Genomic DNA, 18040 nt, shown 5'->3' with positions numbered 1-18040 from the left:
GGACGCCGATTCGGCTCTTCCAATCTGTCCGCACACAAATGCGGCCTAATTTGAAACTGCCAGCCCGCGCCCGCGAATAGGGGCTGACGCTCATGAACTCCTCGAACTCCATACCCGCGCCAACCCTCGCCCCGCCGCTTCCGGTTTTCGTTGCCACGCCACCTACCCTTTGCTGGCATCAGGCGGACATGACCCTTCCCGCGGAAGATCAGGCATTCTGGGAAAACCTCTGGAACGCGATGCTGGAACGCCTGCAACGGCCGGTGAACGGCGTGCTCGTGAATCGCGAAACCGCACTCCGCCTCGGCGAACCGCTTCTGCTCAACCACGTCCGGCTGCGCGACGAGACGAACGACAGCGCGCGGACCAATGCGGTGGTCCTCGACGATGCGACCATCAGCTCCAAGGAGTATGTCGCCGAAGAGCGCGTGCTGAGCCACGACCAGGAGCGCTACCGCGATCCGGAAGACCGGCGCTACGAGCGGAACCTCGACCTGCCCGCCCTGCAGGAGCGGAAGGGCGACGGACGTTTCGGGCATCCCGAGTGGGACAAGCTCGACCGCTTCCTCCGCCCGTTCGGCTTCCAGGTGATCCACCGCAAGGGTTTGCGCGACGAGGATGGCGAAGAGGTCTTCAACGACACCTTCGCCTCGCTCGCGCTTTCATCCGAAGGCCCGGCCCCGATCGAGGAGCTGATCGTGTTCGAGGAAATCATCCCCAACTTCTGCCGCCGCGTCGGCTTCCGGGCGATCGACTCGATCCGCCGCCGGAACACCCAGAAGGCCCGCCCAGACCATCTCCACAGCCTCGACGCGATGGAGACCGAGGAGGGAACTGCGGTCGAAATCGAAGACCCGGCCGCGGCCGACCAATCCCGCCCCGACACCTGGCGCTTCGAAGAGATCTACAAGCAGTGCCGTGAAGAGCTGAACGCCGTCGAGTGGGGCCTGATCTTCGATATCCACGTCGCCCAGAACTACACCGTGAAGGACCTCATCGCCGATCCGGCGAAGCTCGAGTTCCTCGGCATTGACCCGAACCAATCGGCATCGACCTTGAGACGTCGGGTCGAGGACATCCTCAACCCCGCGCTCGAGCGTCTCGCCGAAGCCCTTGCCATCTGACCGCCATGAACCCATCCGATTCCAACGACCGGATCGAACGGCTGAAGCAGGTGCTGGCCGACAGTTATCCGCAACGCGCCGAAGGCAGGGCGAAGGAGCCGCTCCCGGAGAGCGTGCTGGCCGCGCTGGAAGGTCGCGAAGCCCGGACACCGAGCCCGACCGTGGCCAAGGCGTCATTCTTCGAGAAGGTCGCCGCGATGTTCCGCACCCCGCAGCTCGCCGCAGTCGGCATGGCCGCGGTGGTTGTGATCGCCGCGGTCTGGATCTTCAACCCGTTCGGCAGCACGACCACCGATCCGGGCCCGGGACCCGGACCTCAGGATTTCCGAAGCCCCGGCGGGGACAGCAAAGCCTCGATAGTGATCGTCACCGGCCTCAGCGACGAGCAGGTCAGCGAACTCCAGGACTCCGGCTATTTCCGTGAGGATCAGCTGGTGGTCGTTCCCTCCGACTCGGATCTGCAGAGCGCCCTCGAAGCGAACCGGCGACCGAATCTGGTGCTGGTCGATGGCGGCATCGGCGAGATCAGCACGCCCTTCGCCGGCGACGACGGACCGGATGCCTTGGCATTCTCGAGCGACGATGACGATCTGGCCGAGCTCATTCTCGAAACCCTCGCGGAGTTGCCCGAACCCGCCGACGAGGACAGCGAATAAGAGCCATGAAGCAGGTCCAACCATGGCTCGTTGCCGCAAGCCTGAGCGCCACGCCGCTGGTCGCCGACGACCTCGGCAGCCCGATCGGCGCGTCGCACCTGCTCACACCGGGCACCGCAACCGGGCAGGTGGTGGGCAACTCGACCATCGTCAGCCTGAATGACAACACGGTGATCGAGTGGGATTCGTTCACGTTGCCCCAAGGTTCGGATCTCCAGTTCAACTTCACCAATCCGGCCGACACCGTCGTCAACCGCGTGACCGGAACCGGTGTGACACTGGTCGGAGGCACGATCGAGTCGAACGGCAATGTCGTCCTGCTCAGCCCGAACAGCTGGCTGCTTTTCCGCCCGTCCGCGCGGGTTGTCGCCGGCAGTTTCACCGCCAGCGGCCTGAATGCGGAGGCGACGCAATTCTTCAATGGCGGCAGCAACCTCGAGTTCGAAGCGACACCGAACAGCAACCCGACCACGGTGATCCGTGGCGAGATCACGAGCACGTCCGGCGATGTGATCCTCGTCGGCCGCGAATTGCAGGTTGTGGGTGACATCAAGTCGGCCGGCAACGTGGTCGCAGTGACCGGCGATGAGGTCGCGATCGACCGGAACGCTCCGCAGAACGCGGTGACCGATGGCGGCAGCCAGATCATCCAGGGTGGCGTGATCGACGCCGGAGCGGACATCGCGTTCGTCAGTCAGAATGCCATGAGCATGACCGGACAGATGACCGCGAACGACGGCCGCGGCCGCGCCTTTTTCCGGGTGGACGACGGCGGCAACATCCTGACCGGGGCCGCCGGGCTTACCGTCCGCGCCGGCTCGGCCGAGTTTTCCGTCGAACCGAACGGCGAGGTCGCCTTCATCGGTCCGGTCGAAGGCGAATTCACCGGCGGCATCTCCCCCGCCCTCAACGAGTTTCCCTCGCTGTCCTCGAACCGCAGCGCGCGCCGCACGGTGCCGACCAGTTCGACCGTGACCGCCCGCGCCGGGACCGGCTTCACCAAGGAGGACGAGAAGAAAGCCAAGCGCCGTTCCCGCGCCGTGGCGGAAAACGTGGCTCCGGTTCGCAAGCGTTCGTTCTTCCGCACCCGCACCACCGTCACGCCCAAGCGGTGAGTCGGCGGTTCGGTCGTTTGGTGATTCAAGTCCCGAAGGGACGCAGGCGGTTAGCCACGGGGTTCACCCCGTGGTTTTGGACCTCGCAAGATGATTGAGCCCCGGAAGGGGCGACGGCGAAGCGGTCCGGACTGATCGTTCGCGACTCCGCCTGCGCCCCTCGCGGGGCTTGTGAATTTCACTGCGAACGGTTCCACGGGGTGAGCCCCGTGGCTAAATGCCGACGCCCCTTCGGGGCTGGGAAGGGCCGAATCTCGGATATGCCCACTCACCGCGAACTCATCACGAATCCTCCGTAACTGAGGATCGCGGTTTCGACTGCGTCGCCTTTCGGATCCGCATCGCTGAGTTTCGCGAACTGCTCCGCCTGCATCTTCCACAACAGTTCCGAAGGCGATCCGGCATTTCTCAGGGAAGCATAGTATTTCCCCATGAACTCCCCCGTGCTCTGATCCGGAATCTCCCAAAGGCTGGCGAGGACGTTCTGTGCGCCCGCCTTGATGAATCCACGCCTCAGACCGAGCACGCCTTCTCCGGACACCGGCGTGCCGAGCGCACCGCGACAGGTGGAAAGCGTCACCAACGCGGTGTCCCGAAGATCCAGCGAAGCGGCTTCCTCGGGAAACAGGACGCCGTCGTCACTCCCCGACAACGCGAGCAGAATCCCATTCTCGTAGAGCGCACCGGGATCCGAGGCGAGGTCCCCGGCCCCGGCGAGCGGGACATTCAGGCCATGGCTCGCGAAGTGTAGCACGGCGGGCGAGGACTTAAACCCCCTCAGGGCCGCGAATGTCGCATCATCATTCAGCAGCAGCCCGCTACCTTCCGGCGCGATGCCCCGAAGTGACTCGATCTCGCGCTTCACCACCGGCAGGTCGCTGACATCGTCCAGCGCCTCGGCCCAGCGGGGCGACCAGAGGTCAGGCTGGGCGTCGGCCCGCTTCCGGAAGCCGGAGAAGTCGGAAACTCCGAGCGCCAGCCATGGCTGCTCCGACGGCGTGTCGTTGGGCGGGTCATCCAAAAGAAGCCGGCCGGCATCGATCACCTTCAGATCTTGCAGCGACTCACAGAGGAACCGTCCGTCCGCATCCCGAAGGATGGCGAATGGAAGCAGGTGCATCTTCCCTTCCGGGCAAAGAATCACCCTCCGCGTGCCCTCCGGCAAAGCCTCGGCAACGGGTTGCCAGAACGCCTTGTGAAGATCCGCCAGCAGCGGCGCCATCGGGATACCGGCCTTGCCTTCACCCTGGCGCAGGATGTTCGCGCGCACTTCCAGACTGCGATGGAGCAAATCAAGCCGCCCCATCAGGCGTTCCTCACCGAGCGGGATCCACCGCGGGGCAGCGTCGCGTGTGAGAACAACCGCGCCGTATCGCCACTTGCCCTCCTTGCCTTCCCCCTCGCGGAAGCGGACGCAATCCACGTACGCGGCGGCGTCGGGCAGAGCCTTGGCGAGATCTTGCCAACGCGGTAGCTCCGAAGAGGGCGCCTCAGGTTTCCCGTCGCCATGGGAAACCGCCCGAAGCTTGCGGCGAAACGCTTTCACCTGGGGATCGTCCTCGGTCGCGCCACCCAGAAGCAGGCGATCGATCTCGGACTGCAGTCCGTCGATGAGCGATGCCCGCTCGCTGGACTGCTGGCGGCGCGACAGAACGGCTTCCATGATCCGCCCCTTTCCACCCAGCAGACTGTCGGCGATCGCCTCCGCATCCCCCAGACGGCAGACGATCGAATGCAGGTCGACCTGCTGGCGGAAGTTCAGCAACTCGCGTTCCGTCCCTCCGGCGATCAGCGCATCGACCAGCTGCCCGGCGGCCCGGCGCGCCTCGCGAACGGCCGGGCCCGCTTCTCCGATGTTTCCCGTAGCAAGTCGGCACGCGGCGATCTGATACAACACCTCGACCAGTGCCTGGTGGTGCTCTTCGACGTGATCCATCAGCAACCTGCGCGCTCCCATCAGCGGCTTGAGAGCCTCTTCGGGATCACCTGCCTGCAATCGCACCGCACCGAGATTGGCGAGCACAGGAGCGAGCGAAGGGTCACCGGCTCCCTTCTCATCCTTCAGGATCTGAAGTGCCTCCTCGATCTCGCTCTCCGCGGCCGCAAGCTGATCGAGCGCGGCGTGGATCGATGCCGCGAGATTGAGCCTTGCGGCGTGCCGGAGCGGGTCGGTCGGAAGCTCGAGCAGGGCTTCCACCTCGGCCACCGCCCCTTCGGCATCCCCCTTCCGGAAACGGCAGAGCACGAGATTCGACCGCAGGTCGATCAGCAGGGGATCCCCGGCGTCCGCGATCTTCGATGCATGCCTGACGGCTTGGGCAAAGTGGTTCTCAGCGAGGCCGTAGGCGCGGATCGCGAGGTGGTAGCGGCCGAGGCAGTCGTGACGATGCGCCAGCAGGTCGTCGCGATCCGCTGGGGTATGGCGAAGCGCCGAATGAAACAGTCGATCCGCTCCGGCATAGCGGCCACGCACCAGTTCGAGCAATCCGAGGTGACCTTCGCTGACACCGATCCGGATTTCATCGCCGATCACCTGCCGAAGCTGGAGCGCGCGTTGCAGCGGGAGCGCGGCTCCGTCGAAGTCCCCAGAATTCTGCAACGCACGCCCGAGCCCGTCGTGCAGAAGCGCGACGAACTCCGGCTCATCCATTTCGGCCTTCGGAGCAAGCGCATCGATTCCGGCTCGATACCGCTCCGCACTCTTCTCGTGATCCCCCGCCTCGGTGTGCGCCCATGCCACACGGGCCAGAGCCTCGATCCACGCCCAGCGATCCTCTTCCGCTCCGGTCTTCTCGAACGCCTCGGCGAGGGCGCGCTCGGCATCGACCAGCGAGTCGATATCGCGCTGGACCGGCTCGGCGGCACTGAGAAGCCCGCAAGCAATCAGGGCGGGCCCGGCGACCCGAAGTCGAAACGAAGAAAGCATCGGTCGTCCGAATAAGGTCCCAGATCGATATCGAAGCGCAACTCCCGAAGCCCGTTGACCACCGGGCCAGTCAGAATCTGGTCGGGCGGCACCGTCTGCCAACCGGCGAGAGTTTCACTCAGCTCAAGCGTCACCGGCAATGCCCAGCATCCGTCGCCGAGGATCGCGCTGTCATTGACCACGCTGTCGGGAAGCCACGCGGAGAGCGACGCCTGGCTGCCATTGAGGGCGAAGTCGACCGGCACCCGGGCGCGGCTCGCACTGTCCATCGGGTCGGAGCTTCCGAGAAACTCAAAGATGTCCGTGTCACCATCGAGATCGGAATCCGTTTCGTAGTCGATCTCCGGCTCGCTCGCCACTTCGCCGAGACCATTGCGATAAAGCCAAGCCTCAAAGGCACATGCGCTACGTGCCAGGTGGATGTCACGGTCCGCGTCGTAAACACTCATCTCGACCAAAGCCGCCTCGACCTCGGCCGGAGTCGCTTGCGGATGGGCGGTGAGATGGTTGGCGACCAGACCGGCGACCAGCGCGCACGAAAAACTGGTGCCCGAAGACGATCCGAAGCCGGTATCAACCGAGCCGCCCGGCGCGAACAGGCTGATGATGAGTCCACTGTCATCAATGTTGCCGTGCTCGTACAGGGGATTCAGGTCCTCAAGTGTCGGGCTCCCGGACGGACTCGGGTTGAAGGAAGTCGCGCCCACCGTGATGACGCCGTCCTTGTCGCCATGCATCGCCGGCACGAACTGCGACGCCTGCGCCGGATCGAGGCTGTTACCCGCCGAAATGATGACCGGCACCCCTTGGTTGACGGCCTGCTGGAGCGCGCCGCCAATGTCCACCTGGTCCATCGGGTCCTCACCGCTGCTGGCAATCACGATCATCGTCGGAAGAACCTCGGAAAGGTCGCGCACGACCGCGTCGCTCAGGCTTTCGAGAATCGCATGGTTCACATAACTCGCGAAAGTCACCGAGTTCCCCATCATCGGCGATGCGCCCGAATACATGTCGGTCGGAATGATCTCCATCGCCGCGCCTTGGGCGGTGCCGAGATTGGCGGCAGCGAGCAGATTGACGACCTGGCGCGGATGGTCGGAAACCGTGTCCGGAACGTTCTCCCCATCCTCCACCGGGTGGACCAAGGCATCGACACTCAAGGCATTGGCTCCGTCGAAGACGATCGGCAGTCCGCCATCTCCGGCGAGATCCTGGAAAACGAACGGCTCGAAGTCCTCGAGACCCTTGTCGATCACGTAGACCCGCACCTTCTTCGGCGTGCTCGCTCCCATGTCACCGGTCGCGAGGGCCGATGGATAGAAGTAGCTGGCTGACGGGTCATCGGCATCGACGAAAAACGGATCGAAGATGCGCGCCAATCCCCAACCCGGATCACTCACTTCACCGAAGCCCGAGTCGGGCTCGATGATCAGCGGGTCCGCGACCACGTTCAGCACCGGGTTGCCACCCAAGGTCAGGAACTGGTCGGGCGTGAGCCATGCCGACACGCCGACGACTCCGTAGGACAGATAGTCAAGTTCGTCATGCACCTGCCCGCCTTGGGCTGTGACCAGCGCGTAGAGCGCTTCGATCGAATTGCCCGGCAGGTTCGGGTCGTCGTAGCTGATGAAATACGGGTCCTGCGGAGTGGCGATCGCTTCAAGCGACGAGAATGCCGACTGACCGCCGGTAGCGCCGAGAACGAGTCGGTTCTCGATGTCGGGAACCGCGCCCGCAGTCGCTGTCCCGAGCGTGGGCGTCTCAGTGTAATCGATGACGCGTCCTTTGCCACTCACCGTGAACTGTCCGGCACCGGTGATGGTGACCGCGATGCCTTCGATGATCCAATCGCCCGACCCCTGAGCGGCGACGTAGGCGTTCCCTCCTTCGTCCACCGAAAGCCCGGCCGGTGTGATTTGCGAACCGGCGAGTTGGGCGAGCGCCAGCGGCGTAAGCCAGCCGGGAGTGCCGTCGCTTTTGATCATCCCGATGAACGAGTGGATCCCGGAAGCGACCGTGACCGGAGCGGCATCGAGGTCGTAAGTGAGCGAGCCGAACGACACCTTTCGACCGGTAACGGTGAAGGTCACATAGACTTCTCCGTGCTCTCCGCGCTCCATCGCGTGGATCTCGTCGTCGGCCTCGGATCCGGCGCGAAAGTCATTGAGGATCTGGTCGCCGGTGAAGTCCGCCTCGCCGATCCACACGTCGGTGGTGCCACCGAGAAATCCGACCCCGCTCTTGGTGCCGCCGACCCACGGGGTGTCGTCGGTCGTTATGGTCGCTTCGGTCAGCCGGGTATCGTCGAGTTTCGTGTCCGTGATGCTCGCCGACGCCGCCAAAGCGGTGCCCGCTGCCGGAAGCGGCAACGTGTACTGGTGCACCCGGGCGTCGACGCCGAGGTAGTTCGGCACAAGACCGTCGCGCTCCTGACCCACGGTGACGAGGAAGCCGGCGCCGGTTTCGATCGCCATCGCGCTCGGCTGCATGTCCGGGTCGACCAGGTTCGCCGCAATGAAAGTGCCGCTATTCGACCATGCGACGAATCCCCGCTGGTCGACCGCGACCGGTCCGCCGACCAAGGAGAAGGTCGTGCTATTGCGGTTCTGAAAAGAGAAGGCGTCGTCAACGAGGCCGAGAAGATACGTGCGCGGGCGGCTGGCCACGGCAAGGTCGAGCGCCTCGGAGGTCGGCGAGCCGCCTGCCGTGTTGAGCGGCTCAAGCTTATCTGACTGCTGCGGCGAGAGACCGACCTCCCATTGCAGGGTGCCTCCATTGTAGTCGAGGACTCCGGCGAACACACATCCTACCCCGGAGGGGCCGAAAAGGGCGGGAGTCGTCGGGCCGGGCGGGAAGCTGGCGAAGAAATCGAAATTCCCCGCCATCACCACCGGCTTGGTGGCGCCCGGCAGGGCATGGGCGGCGATGTACTCCGAAGTGCCCAGCGCCGGCATCGTCCACGTCTGGTTCTCCTCGACGATCGAGAACCGGACTTGCGCGAAGGCACCGGTCGGCAGCGCGGCGGCGACGCATGCCCACGCGAGCCACCCGCATCGTGTGTGCCGAGTGATTCTCATCTTCAGGTCGGAGCATCTTCCATTCATCGCCGCGTGGCCAGTTCGTGTGGCGTTCGTTTTCCCCCTATTCGGGAGCCTCGACGACCAATTCCAAGATTTCACTAAAAACCTGACATCAACCGTCGGGAACCGCGAAGGAACGATCAAGGGAACCTTACAGAAAGAACCACGAATGGACGCCAATGGACACGAATATGGAGACGGCGAAGACGTTTCCGGCAAAACGTCCCTACCTACCGAAGATCGCGACGTTCCCGCTCGTGAGGTCCGAGTCACAGGTTCCAGAACATTCGCGTCCATTCGCGTTCATTCACGGTTCTCCATATTTGACGCGCCCCGATTTAGCTGGGCAGCGGCGACGACGGCCCCGCATGCTTGCGGAGCCTTGATCCGCGCCGTCCTGCCAGCGATCGCGGTGGCGATGCCATGGGCCGCCGCCCAGGACCTGATGCCCCGCGAACTGCCGGGCACGGGCGCCGCCGTGCTCCGTTTCGAGGCTGCGCCCGACGTCCACGGCTGGGCCGCCGACGATTCGCCCATCGTTCTCGAGCGGCTCGAATCATTGGTCGTCACCGGCGACCAACCCGGCCGCGAGCCGGTGACGATCGGATCGGTGCGGCTGGAGCGAATGTCGGTCGGCGGTCTCGAATCGCTCGCCGCCGAACTTTCCGAATGGATCGGCCGACCGCTGACCGAGGTCGGCCTCGACCGACTCACCGAGGTGGTACTACGGCACTACGACGACCGGGATCGCCCGATGAACGAAATCTGGATCCCGCCGCAGTCGGGTGAAGGCGGCGTGCTTCATGTCGAGTTGGTCGAAGGCCGGGTCGGGGCGGTCGCGGTCGAAACGCTGCGTCACTTCAATTCCGACCTGCTGGGAAGCGGCATGCGTCTCCGGCAAGGAGATCTCCTGCGGACCAGCGACATGCAGTCCGAACTCGACTGGCTCAGCCGCAACCCGTTCCGCCAGGCCGAGCTTTTCGTCGCGCCCGGCGAAGGCGTCAGCGCCGACCTGATGATCCGGATGAACGAGCGCCGTCCATGGCGCGTGTATGCCGGCTACGACAACAGCGGCTCGGAGTCGGTCGGGGAAAACCGCTACTTCGCCGGCTTCAATTGGGGCAACGGCTTCGGACTCGACCAGGTCATCGGCTACCAGTTCACCATGGGCGACTCGCTCGATGTGTTCCAGGCGCACTCGGTCTCGTGGGAAATCCCGGTGCATCCGTGGCGCGGATTTTTCCGACTCAGCGGAGCGTGGGCCGAAGTCTCATCGATCGATACCCAAGCCGGTCTGCAGGTGAATGCCGACGGTACGAGTTGGCAGGTCGGACTGCTCTACGGCGCGCCCCTTCCCCGGGTCGGCGACTGGCGGCACGAGGTCCGTGGCGGAGTCGAGTTCAAGCGGGCCGACAACTTCGTGATCTTCGGCCAGACTTCGCTGCCGCAGAACGAGGTCGATGTCGTCCAGTTCCGCGGCGAGTGGCAGGGCAACGGTTCGCTTTGGGGTGGTCGCGCCGAAGCCAAGGCGGAGCTGGTCGCAAGCCCGGGTGGAATCACCGACCGCAACAACCGCACGCAGTTCCAAGCCTTCCGCACCGGTGCGGATCCCGAGTACATCTACGGACGGATCGAAGGCAGCTGGGTGCGTCCACTGCCCGCAGGCTGGTCGTGCCGCGTGCATGGCATCGGCCAACTCGCGAGCGGGGCCCTGCTCCCGACCGAGCAACTCGGACTCGGTGGACACCAAACGGTCCGGGGTTATGCCGAGCGGGTCTATCTCGCCGACAGCGGCTATGCCATTTCCGCCGAGCTACGGACACCGGCGTGGTCGCCGAGCGCGGGGTCTCTGGGACGGCTTCCGCTCCAAGGACTGGTCTTTCTCGATCACGGCCGCGGATGGCGGGAGAGCGAAGGCGCGCAAACCCTCACAAGTATCGGCATCGGCGCCCGAGCCGCCCTCGGAGCCTACGGCAGCGCACGTCTGGATGTCGGCTGGGGGCTCGAGGACGGCCAAGGCGCCGAGATCCACGGCGGCGTGACGCTGTGGTACTAAGTGGCAGTCAGGCCAAGGGATTGCAAATCACTCCGCGATACATGGAACTGCATCGCATGCCCGACTCCATCCGAACCACCGAGCCCGTTGCCGGCTACCCGGTCTATGAGATCGATCATCCGACCTGCACCGCACGCGTGGCGCTGCACGGGGCGCACGTGATGGAGTGGCAGCCGAAGCATGTGTCCGATCCCGTCCTTTACCTCAGCCCGGAAGCGGTGCTTCGCGAGGGAAAGGCGATCCGTGGTGGGATCCCGGTCTGCTGGCCGTGGTTCAATGCGCACCCGACGGATCCGTCGCTGCCGTCACACGGCTTCGCCCGCTCGACGTTCTGGAAGACCGGCGAGTTTTCCACAGACGGTGACGCCGTGACCTTGCGTTTCACTTTTGAAAAGGGCGCTTGGCACGCGGAGCTCCGGCTGTCGCTCGGTGAGGCCCTCGAAGCTGAGCTGACGACCACCAACCGCGGCGACCAACCCGTGCCGGTGAGCGGCGCGCTGCACAGCTACCTTCGTGTCGGCGACATTTCCGCGATCCACATCGAGGGGTTCGACGGCTGCGGCTACCTCGACACGGTGGGCGCACCGGCTGCCCGGCGGCAGGACGGGCCGGTCCGTTTCGACAGTGAAGTGGATCGGATCTACGACACCCATGGTAGCTCCCGGCTGGTCGATCCCACGCTTCACCGGACGATCACCGTCGAGAAGTCCGGAAGCCCGTCGACGGTGGTGTGGAACCCATGGATCGAAAAGGCCGCCGCCCTCGGCGATCTACCGGACGAGGGCTACAAGGACTTCGTCTGCATCGAGGCCGCCATCGCCAATGACCTCGCCGTACGGTTGGCACCGGGCGAGAGCCACAAGTTCTCGACCCGGATCCGTGTGGAAGAGGAGCGCCGGTTATGAAATCGGCAGTCTTGGGCGATTCGTAGATGCCGATTTCATAATCGGCGCTCCACTACCCCTCCACCGCGTTCTGCTGGCGGGCAATGTCGTTGAGGGTCAGCCAGCCGAGTAGCTTCTTCGGATCGGCAGCGCTGACCACCGGCACCTGCTGGAAATCGCGGGCGATCATCCGGTTGGCGGCATCGCGGATGGAGGTATCGGCCGTCACCGTCAGCAGTTGCTGACCTTCGAGCAGCTTGCTCATGGGCGTGTCGCCGGGGTGGTCGGACAACTCGTGACGGGTGATCACCCCGGCCAGCTCACCGCTTTCGAGGGTCACCGGGTAGGCATGGAAGCGTTTGTTCGATGCCTTGATCCGCTTCAGTGCCGATGCCAGCGTCTCCTCCTTCGAGAGCGCGAAGACGTCATGGCTCATGATCGATTGGACCGGTAGCTTCCGGTAGTCCTGGGCGCCGCGGTAGGCGGGCAGGCGGCGCAGGGTGACGCCGTCCTGCATCAGCAGCGCGTTGTAGATCGTCACCGGCTGCAGCTTCTTGGCGATCTGCCAGGCGAGCATGTTGCCCGCCATCAGGGGCAGGATCAGCGAGTAGTTGCCGGTCATTTCGAAGATGATGATCAGCGAGGTGAATGGGCAGCGGATGACCGCGGCGAACATCGCGCCCATACCGAGCAGGACGCAGCCGCCGATCACCTTCTGGTCGGTCGGAAACATCGGAATCCACTCGCCGAGGTGGTGGAGATTCGCCAGACCGGCACCGACGATGCCGCCCAGCATGCCGCCGAGGAAAAGGGTCGGTGAGAACAGGCCGCCGGATCCGCCTGAAGCGTAGTTGAGAACCACCGCGAGGAACTTCATTCCGAGCAGCACCGCCAGGATCTGCACGGTGAGCTTGTTTTCGAACGCGGCCTCAAGGCTGTCGTAACCGATGCTGAACACCGAATTGCGTGCATCGCCCATCTCACGGGTCAGGAACCACGCGGTCAGTCCGAGCACGCCGCAGGCAAGCCCGCCGGTCGCCGGCCGGAACCACGACGGCAGAAAGCGGCGGCTCATGAACCACTTCCGCATGCCGAGGGTGCTGCGGACGAAGCCATGGCCGATCAGACCGGCCGCCAGCCCGAGCGGAAGCGCGACCAGCATCCATGCCGAGGTCTTGTAGCTGACCGCAACGTGCGCGCTGAGCACGGGATCCTCCCCAAGCAAGGTGCGCGAGACGGCCGCGGCGGTCACCACCGCGACGACCATGCCGCCGAGCGCCTTCATCGAGAAATTGTCGAGCAACTCCTCGAAGACGAAGGTCAGTGCGGAGAGCGGGGCGTTGAAGGCGGCAGCGATTCCCGCGGCCATCCCGACCGGCGCCATCGACTGGACCCGGGCCGGATCGCGGAATCCCCAGCGTCCGATCCGTGAGGTGATCGCGGTGCAGATGTGGACCGTCGGGCCCTCGCGACCGAGGCTGTTGCCGAAGCCGACGTAGAGAGATCCGAGGAGGAAGCGCCAAAGCCCGCTGCGGAAGGAAATCTTGCCGCCCTTGTTGTAGTAGGCCGCCTTGGTCTGCGGAATCCCGCTGCCCGCGGCCTCCGGGGCGAAGAATCGGACGCCGATGCCGACCAGCAGGCCGGCCAAGGTCGGCGCGGCGAGGAGGATGATCACGAACTCCTTCGGGTCACGGCTTTCGGCCTCGTGCCACAGCCACTCGAAGAGGTGATGGATCGCCAGATGGAAGGCGACCGCGGCAAGTCCGCAGAGAAGGCCCGCGACGACGCAGAACGCGACAAAGCGCTGTGCGTCGCTCAGCCGGCTGCGCATCCAGTCCGGCAGGCTCCTTCGTTTCTCACCACTCATCCGCGGGGCGCGGCGTTATCATGGTCCGGCGGAATTGGCTAGAGGGGAGCGGAAGCGGAATTTGTAAGGCCCGGCGCCGCAGGTGGACCGCGCGAGCCTACTCGCGCTCTGCAAGACCCGGGCTCCGGGGCGCGAGTGGGCTCGCGCGGTCCGCTCCGCCTCATCCGGACTTCGGAAGGAGGCCGGACCTCCCTGAGTTCTCGAAATCCTTTGCGGCTACTCCAGCCCCAGCAACTCCCGGGTTTCCAAGCGCAGCTGCTCGGTGACCGCGGCTTCGTAAGCGGTCATGCCTTTCGGCGCCGGTGTCGTGAGCTCGTCCTTGGCCATCCAATGACGCTCCTCGGACCGGAATTGAAGACCGAGAAAGACCACCGCCAGCATTCCGCCCAGCCACGCCGGACGCACGGCTTCCGAGACGATACCGAGCCGGAGGCGGCGTTGCCTGCCGCCGATGAAGGACGCCTGCATTCCGAGCCAGACCAGAGCCCACAATCCCAAAACCCCCGCTCCGATCATCAGCGGGATGCTGTGCCCACCGGGAGGAACGCCGAGGCCGAGAAGCACCATCGCCACCGGTGGCGCCAGCATTGCGGAAGTCGCGGTGACCGGGCCCCAGCGCCAGGCCATGACGCCCCCCGACTTCGACAATCTCCACTGCGCGACCGCGACCGGCCACACCCAGAGCATCAGCAGAAGGCCGACGAAGTGCCCGATCGGGATCACGAACATCGTCAGCCGCGGCCCCCAATCGAGACGGGCGAACGGTGTGAGGTAGCGGAGCATCAGAAACAGCGCAATCGGGCCGAGGACTCCGACAGCACCAATCCAGATCGCATCCGTCCGATCCGGAAATCGCCGCAGGCTTCCCCGGAGCCGCTTCATCAAGGCCGCTTGGCCGGCTGCGATCGACAGAGAAATCAGGCAGGAAATACCGAGGAGTTTCCAAATCGCGCCTGACGCCAGCCGTCCGATCAGGGCCTGATCCACCCGGCACCCGGGCAAGAGTTCCTCCTGGGTCAGCGGAAGTGGCTCCCGCACCTGGCGTTCGATCATCGGCAGAGCCAGCGAAGCGATCATCGAACCGTGCTGCGTCACGAGCTTCTCCGTTTCCGGATTATCTCTCTTTCCCACTCCCAGATAGTAGTCGCGAACCGACTTTTCCAGCGCAGCCCACTTGTCGGGCTCCACATCGAGGGTGGCAGCCGCGTCCCGCATGGGCGGCAGCGTGGTGGAAATGAAGATCCGGGTGAGAAGGCCGTCGACCAGGCTGTGGGATGAGTCGGTCTCGGCCTCGGCGATCCTCCACCACAGCGTCGCAAGTGCTTGAAATCCCTCGCGGTCTCCCTCGACCCGACACCGCTGTGCCTCCGCTCCGATCAGATCCGCCAGCTTCCTCTGGCTGCTGTCGAATCGCAGCCCCGCCATGTAGGCGAGCACATCGACGTTATCAAAGAACTCCTCGGGCTCCGGCAGCTTGCCAAATCTGGCTTCGATCAGGTTGCCTTGGTAAGAGGTCAGGCGTTTGGCCACGACCGCCTGCTTCAGCAGCCCGACCCTCTCCGACAGAGCCTCGGGATCGTGGATGTCCCAAGTCAGCGAGATTCCTTCTTCCTGCGCCTTTTTGCGGCGGGTGTAGCCCCCTTTCAAAGGGATCCTTTCGACCACCGGATCGAGTTGGTCGATGGCTTGGCGAAGGGCAAACCATCCATTGTCCGGATCGAGTCCGGTGCCGGTTTCCAGAAAGTCAGGCGGCAGCTCATCGCGATCCGACTCGTAGCCAAGCGCATACTCGATGTAGAACGCAGGGTTGTCCGGGTTGCTCTGCCAGAGTGGCAACCATTTTCCCGCCTCGCTGGGATTGGAGGGATCCCCAAACAGCAGCAAGCGGTCTTCGTACGACAGATCGCGCTTCCACTTGCTCGACATCGACGGGTCGGGCACGCCGGCGAGCCCGGAAACATCCCTGAGCATCCGCACCCCTTGGAGAGGCTTCCAAGAGATTAAGATCAGCACCGGCACCGAAACCACCAGAACCGCCATTGCCCAGATCCACCGCCAGCGGGGATCACCGGACCGCTCCAGGCGTTCGGCGGCAGCTTCGAATTCCGCCGCATCGGCATCCGGCGAAACCTGCTCGGACAATTCCTGCCACGCCGCGAGTTTCAGCTCGTCATTGTCCGCCAGAGGTTCGACTGCCGCCTCGATAAACCGCTGTACTCCCTCACTCATATCCCCTTGAGAATTCGAACTTAAAGTTTGAAGTTCCCGTGCGCGGCGGCGCCGCGCGGTCGATCACTCCGCCTCGAAGGCAGCCTTCAGCTCTTCGTAGCGATGGGCAATCCACCGTTCTTCGAGCGCGTTCGTGTAAGTCTGGCTGGTCCATGTCGGCAGCAGGGTGTCGCGCTGATACCACCAGCTCTCCATGAAACGCAGGACCCCGGCGGCAAGAAGGATCGATGCCAGTCCGGCGATCGCCCACGGCCGGAGCGTGCGCGCCACCAGATTCGCCTGCAATGCGCTGTGGCGCGGCGTGAAAAGGTTCATGCCGCCGACCCAGAGCAACCAGAGCAACCCGACCGCGCCGGCACCGGCGCAGCCGCCGATGAAAAGCAATTGGTCCTCCTCGTCCGGGAGCGTCAGGAACTTGAGCAGTCCGACCATCGGCAGGGCGAGCGCGACGAACCCCGCCGCGATCCAGCCAAGCCACGATGCCGAACGTTTGAGTCCGAGAAACTCGCCCACCTTGGCCCATCGCCATTGGACCGCCTGGACCATCAGCACGATTCCGAGGATCAACCCGAGGATCAACTGCAGGATCCATCCGAGAGCCTCGAGCTCGTCATTCGGACCATCGATATTGAAACCATCGAACCCGACCGGTGTCAGCCGGCTCACGCACCACCAGTAGGCCCACGGCAGCGCGATACCGATGCCTCCGATCCACGCATGATCCCGCCACGTCAGGAGCGGCATCAGCCCGCGAGCCATCCCCTGGACGACGACATGCCGGCGTCCCGCCTCGAACGCACAGAGCAGGCAGAACAGGATCGCGATCGCCGCCGCGGGCCAAAGGGCGAAGCGGTGGAACATCGCCATATCCGCCTCGCGGCTCGGCTTGAGTTCCTCGACCGTCAGATCGGGCGGCAGCGGACCGGATTCCTGGACCCGTACACCGGCCGCCCCACCGAGACCGCCGGGCAATCGTCTCGAAGAATGCCCCGAAGCGAGAGCGGTGAGAATGCGGTCGGCACGATCACGTTGCTCCGCGACGCCCGCCTGGCTGAAATGGTACTGGAAACTCCTCGCTTCCTCCTGAAGTTGCTCGTCGAACGAGTCGAACTGCCAGGCAGCGGAATCCATCGACTGCAGTCGTAGTAGTGCCAACTTTTGCCAGTCTTCGAAGAAAGGGGCCAACTCCTCTTCATTGAGCTCGTTGAGAGCTTGGGAAAGGCTTTGCGCTCGGGAAGAGGAATAGTAGTAGCGATTCCTTCCCGAATTGGATCGGACCAGCTGCACGAACCTCTCCCGGAGCATCCCTCCGAAGACGGTGGATTCGGGCTGGAACGCCTCGACCTGCCTTCTGGCCAGTGCCTGCCCGTAGTGGTTCATCTGCGGCAACGCCGCCGCTTCCCTAAATCGTTCCAGGCCCCGTCGGTAAGCTTTGGGATCACGCACCCGGCCCCGATGGGTCGACCACGGATCACCGCCACTCGCCTTGACGAACTCCCACTTCATCTCCAGCAGCGGCCACAGCGCGTTGTCCGGATCAAGCCGGGCGATCAATTCGCGCTCCTCCTTGGTCATGAAACCCGGCGCATCCCCGGGAACCCTCGTCAGATGCTCCTGCAGGACCGCGAGATCCTCGGGGAAACGTTCGCGAAGCAGGGCAGTCTCTTCCTGACCCGGCCGCCCCGTCAGCAGAAGATCGGGCGCCTCGCGTTCAAGCCAGCGGAAGAGGAATTGCGGCCAGAACTCGTCGCGGTCATCGTAGCCGCCGTAGTAGGATTGCCACGAAAGGTCGCTCGCCAGTCCCATCCGCAGACCGGCGAGAAAATCGCGGGCCGCTCCGGTCAGACCGATGACGGTCAGCAGGAGAAGCCCGAGGGTCAGCGCGACCCGACGCGGCCATGCCTTGCGCTGCGGCGCCGACTCGAGCCGGGCGGTCGGCTCCGAGACATCGATCATGTCGACCGGCACACCTTGGTGACTCAAGCGTCCCATCAACTCCGCCCGGGCCTCCTCGCGTGCCGCGTCGCGCTGGCCTAGCGGACGCACCACGAGATCGATGAATCGTTCCAACTCCGGAGTCACGGATAGCTGCTAACAACTGCC

The 18040-nt window shown here is 64.5% G+C and carries 10 protein-coding genes; 5 read left to right on the top strand and 5 right to left on the bottom strand.

The features are described 5' to 3' along the window. Positions 1–188 precede the first annotated feature (188 nt). The 3 genes from HAHE_RS10730 to HAHE_RS10720 are packed head-to-tail and all read left to right on the top strand — an operon-like array spanning position 189 to position 2895. Positions 189–1124 carry a hypothetical protein gene (locus HAHE_RS10730; RefSeq protein ID WP_338684321.1) on the top strand — a complete coding sequence of 312 codons (936 nt, stop codon included), beginning with the start codon at positions 189–191 and terminating at the stop codon, positions 1122–1124. Positions 1125–1129: 5 nt separating this feature from the next. Beyond that, positions 1130–1780: a hypothetical protein gene (locus tag HAHE_RS10725; RefSeq protein ID WP_338684320.1), complete on the top strand. Its 651-nt coding sequence runs from the start codon at positions 1130–1132 to the stop codon at positions 1778–1780. A 5-nt stretch (positions 1781–1785) separates the two neighbouring features. Then, the gene (locus HAHE_RS10720) at positions 1786–2895 is read left to right on the top strand and encodes a filamentous hemagglutinin N-terminal domain-containing protein (RefSeq protein WP_338684319.1); all 1110 of its coding nucleotides are present in this window, start codon (positions 1786–1788) and stop codon (positions 2893–2895) included. 268 nt (positions 2896–3163) lie between these two features. Here the strand turns inward: HAHE_RS10720 and HAHE_RS10715 are convergent, their stop codons facing one another. Together HAHE_RS10715 and HAHE_RS10710 are read right to left on the bottom strand one after the other, a co-directional pair. After that, the gene (locus HAHE_RS10715; RefSeq protein ID WP_338684317.1) at positions 3164–5821 is read right to left on the bottom strand and encodes a CHAT domain-containing protein; all 2658 of its coding nucleotides are present in this window, start codon (positions 5819–5821) and stop codon (positions 3164–3166) included. Next, the gene (locus tag HAHE_RS10710) at positions 5779–8898 is read right to left on the bottom strand and encodes a S8 family serine peptidase (protein WP_338684315.1); all 3120 of its coding nucleotides are present in this window, start codon (positions 8896–8898) and stop codon (positions 5779–5781) included. Before HAHE_RS10710 ends, HAHE_RS10715 begins: the two co-directional genes overlap by 43 nt. A gap of 385 nt (positions 8899–9283) precedes the next feature. Between HAHE_RS10710 and HAHE_RS10705 the strand changes: the two genes are divergently transcribed. Both HAHE_RS10705 and HAHE_RS10700 read left to right on the top strand, forming a co-directional pair. Further along, positions 9284–10957, top strand: a complete 1674-nt coding sequence (locus tag HAHE_RS10705) for a ShlB/FhaC/HecB family hemolysin secretion/activation protein (RefSeq protein ID WP_338684313.1) — start codon at positions 9284–9286, stop codon at positions 10955–10957. Between the two features lie 56 nt (positions 10958–11013). Continuing rightward, entirely contained in the window at positions 11014–11862 is an 849-nt protein-coding gene (locus tag HAHE_RS10700; RefSeq protein ID WP_338684311.1) for a D-hexose-6-phosphate mutarotase, read from the top strand. 52 nt (positions 11863–11914) lie between these two features. Here the strand turns inward: HAHE_RS10700 and HAHE_RS10695 are convergent, their stop codons facing one another. The 3 genes from HAHE_RS10695 to HAHE_RS10685 all read right to left on the bottom strand — a co-directional run bounded on the left by HAHE_RS10695 (position 11915) and on the right by HAHE_RS10685 (position 18019). Beyond that, entirely contained in the window at positions 11915–13708 is a 1794-nt protein-coding gene (locus tag HAHE_RS10695; protein WP_338684309.1) for a chloride channel protein, read from the bottom strand. Between the two features lie 216 nt (positions 13709–13924). Then, a complete protein-coding gene (locus HAHE_RS10690) occupies positions 13925–15937 on the bottom strand; it encodes a hypothetical protein (protein WP_338684307.1) in 2013 nt (670 codons plus the stop codon). Between the two features lie 63 nt (positions 15938–16000). Continuing rightward, positions 16001–18019, bottom strand: coding sequence for a hypothetical protein (locus tag HAHE_RS10685; RefSeq protein ID WP_338684305.1), 2019 nt, complete (start codon positions 18017–18019; stop codon positions 16001–16003). Positions 18020–18040 lie beyond the last annotated feature (21 nt).

The organism is Haloferula helveola, assembly GCF_037076345.1.
Taxonomy (GTDB): Bacteria; Verrucomicrobiota; Verrucomicrobiia; order Verrucomicrobiales; family Akkermansiaceae; genus Haloferula; species Haloferula helveola.
This window is presented reverse-complemented; position numbering and strand designations above follow the sequence as displayed.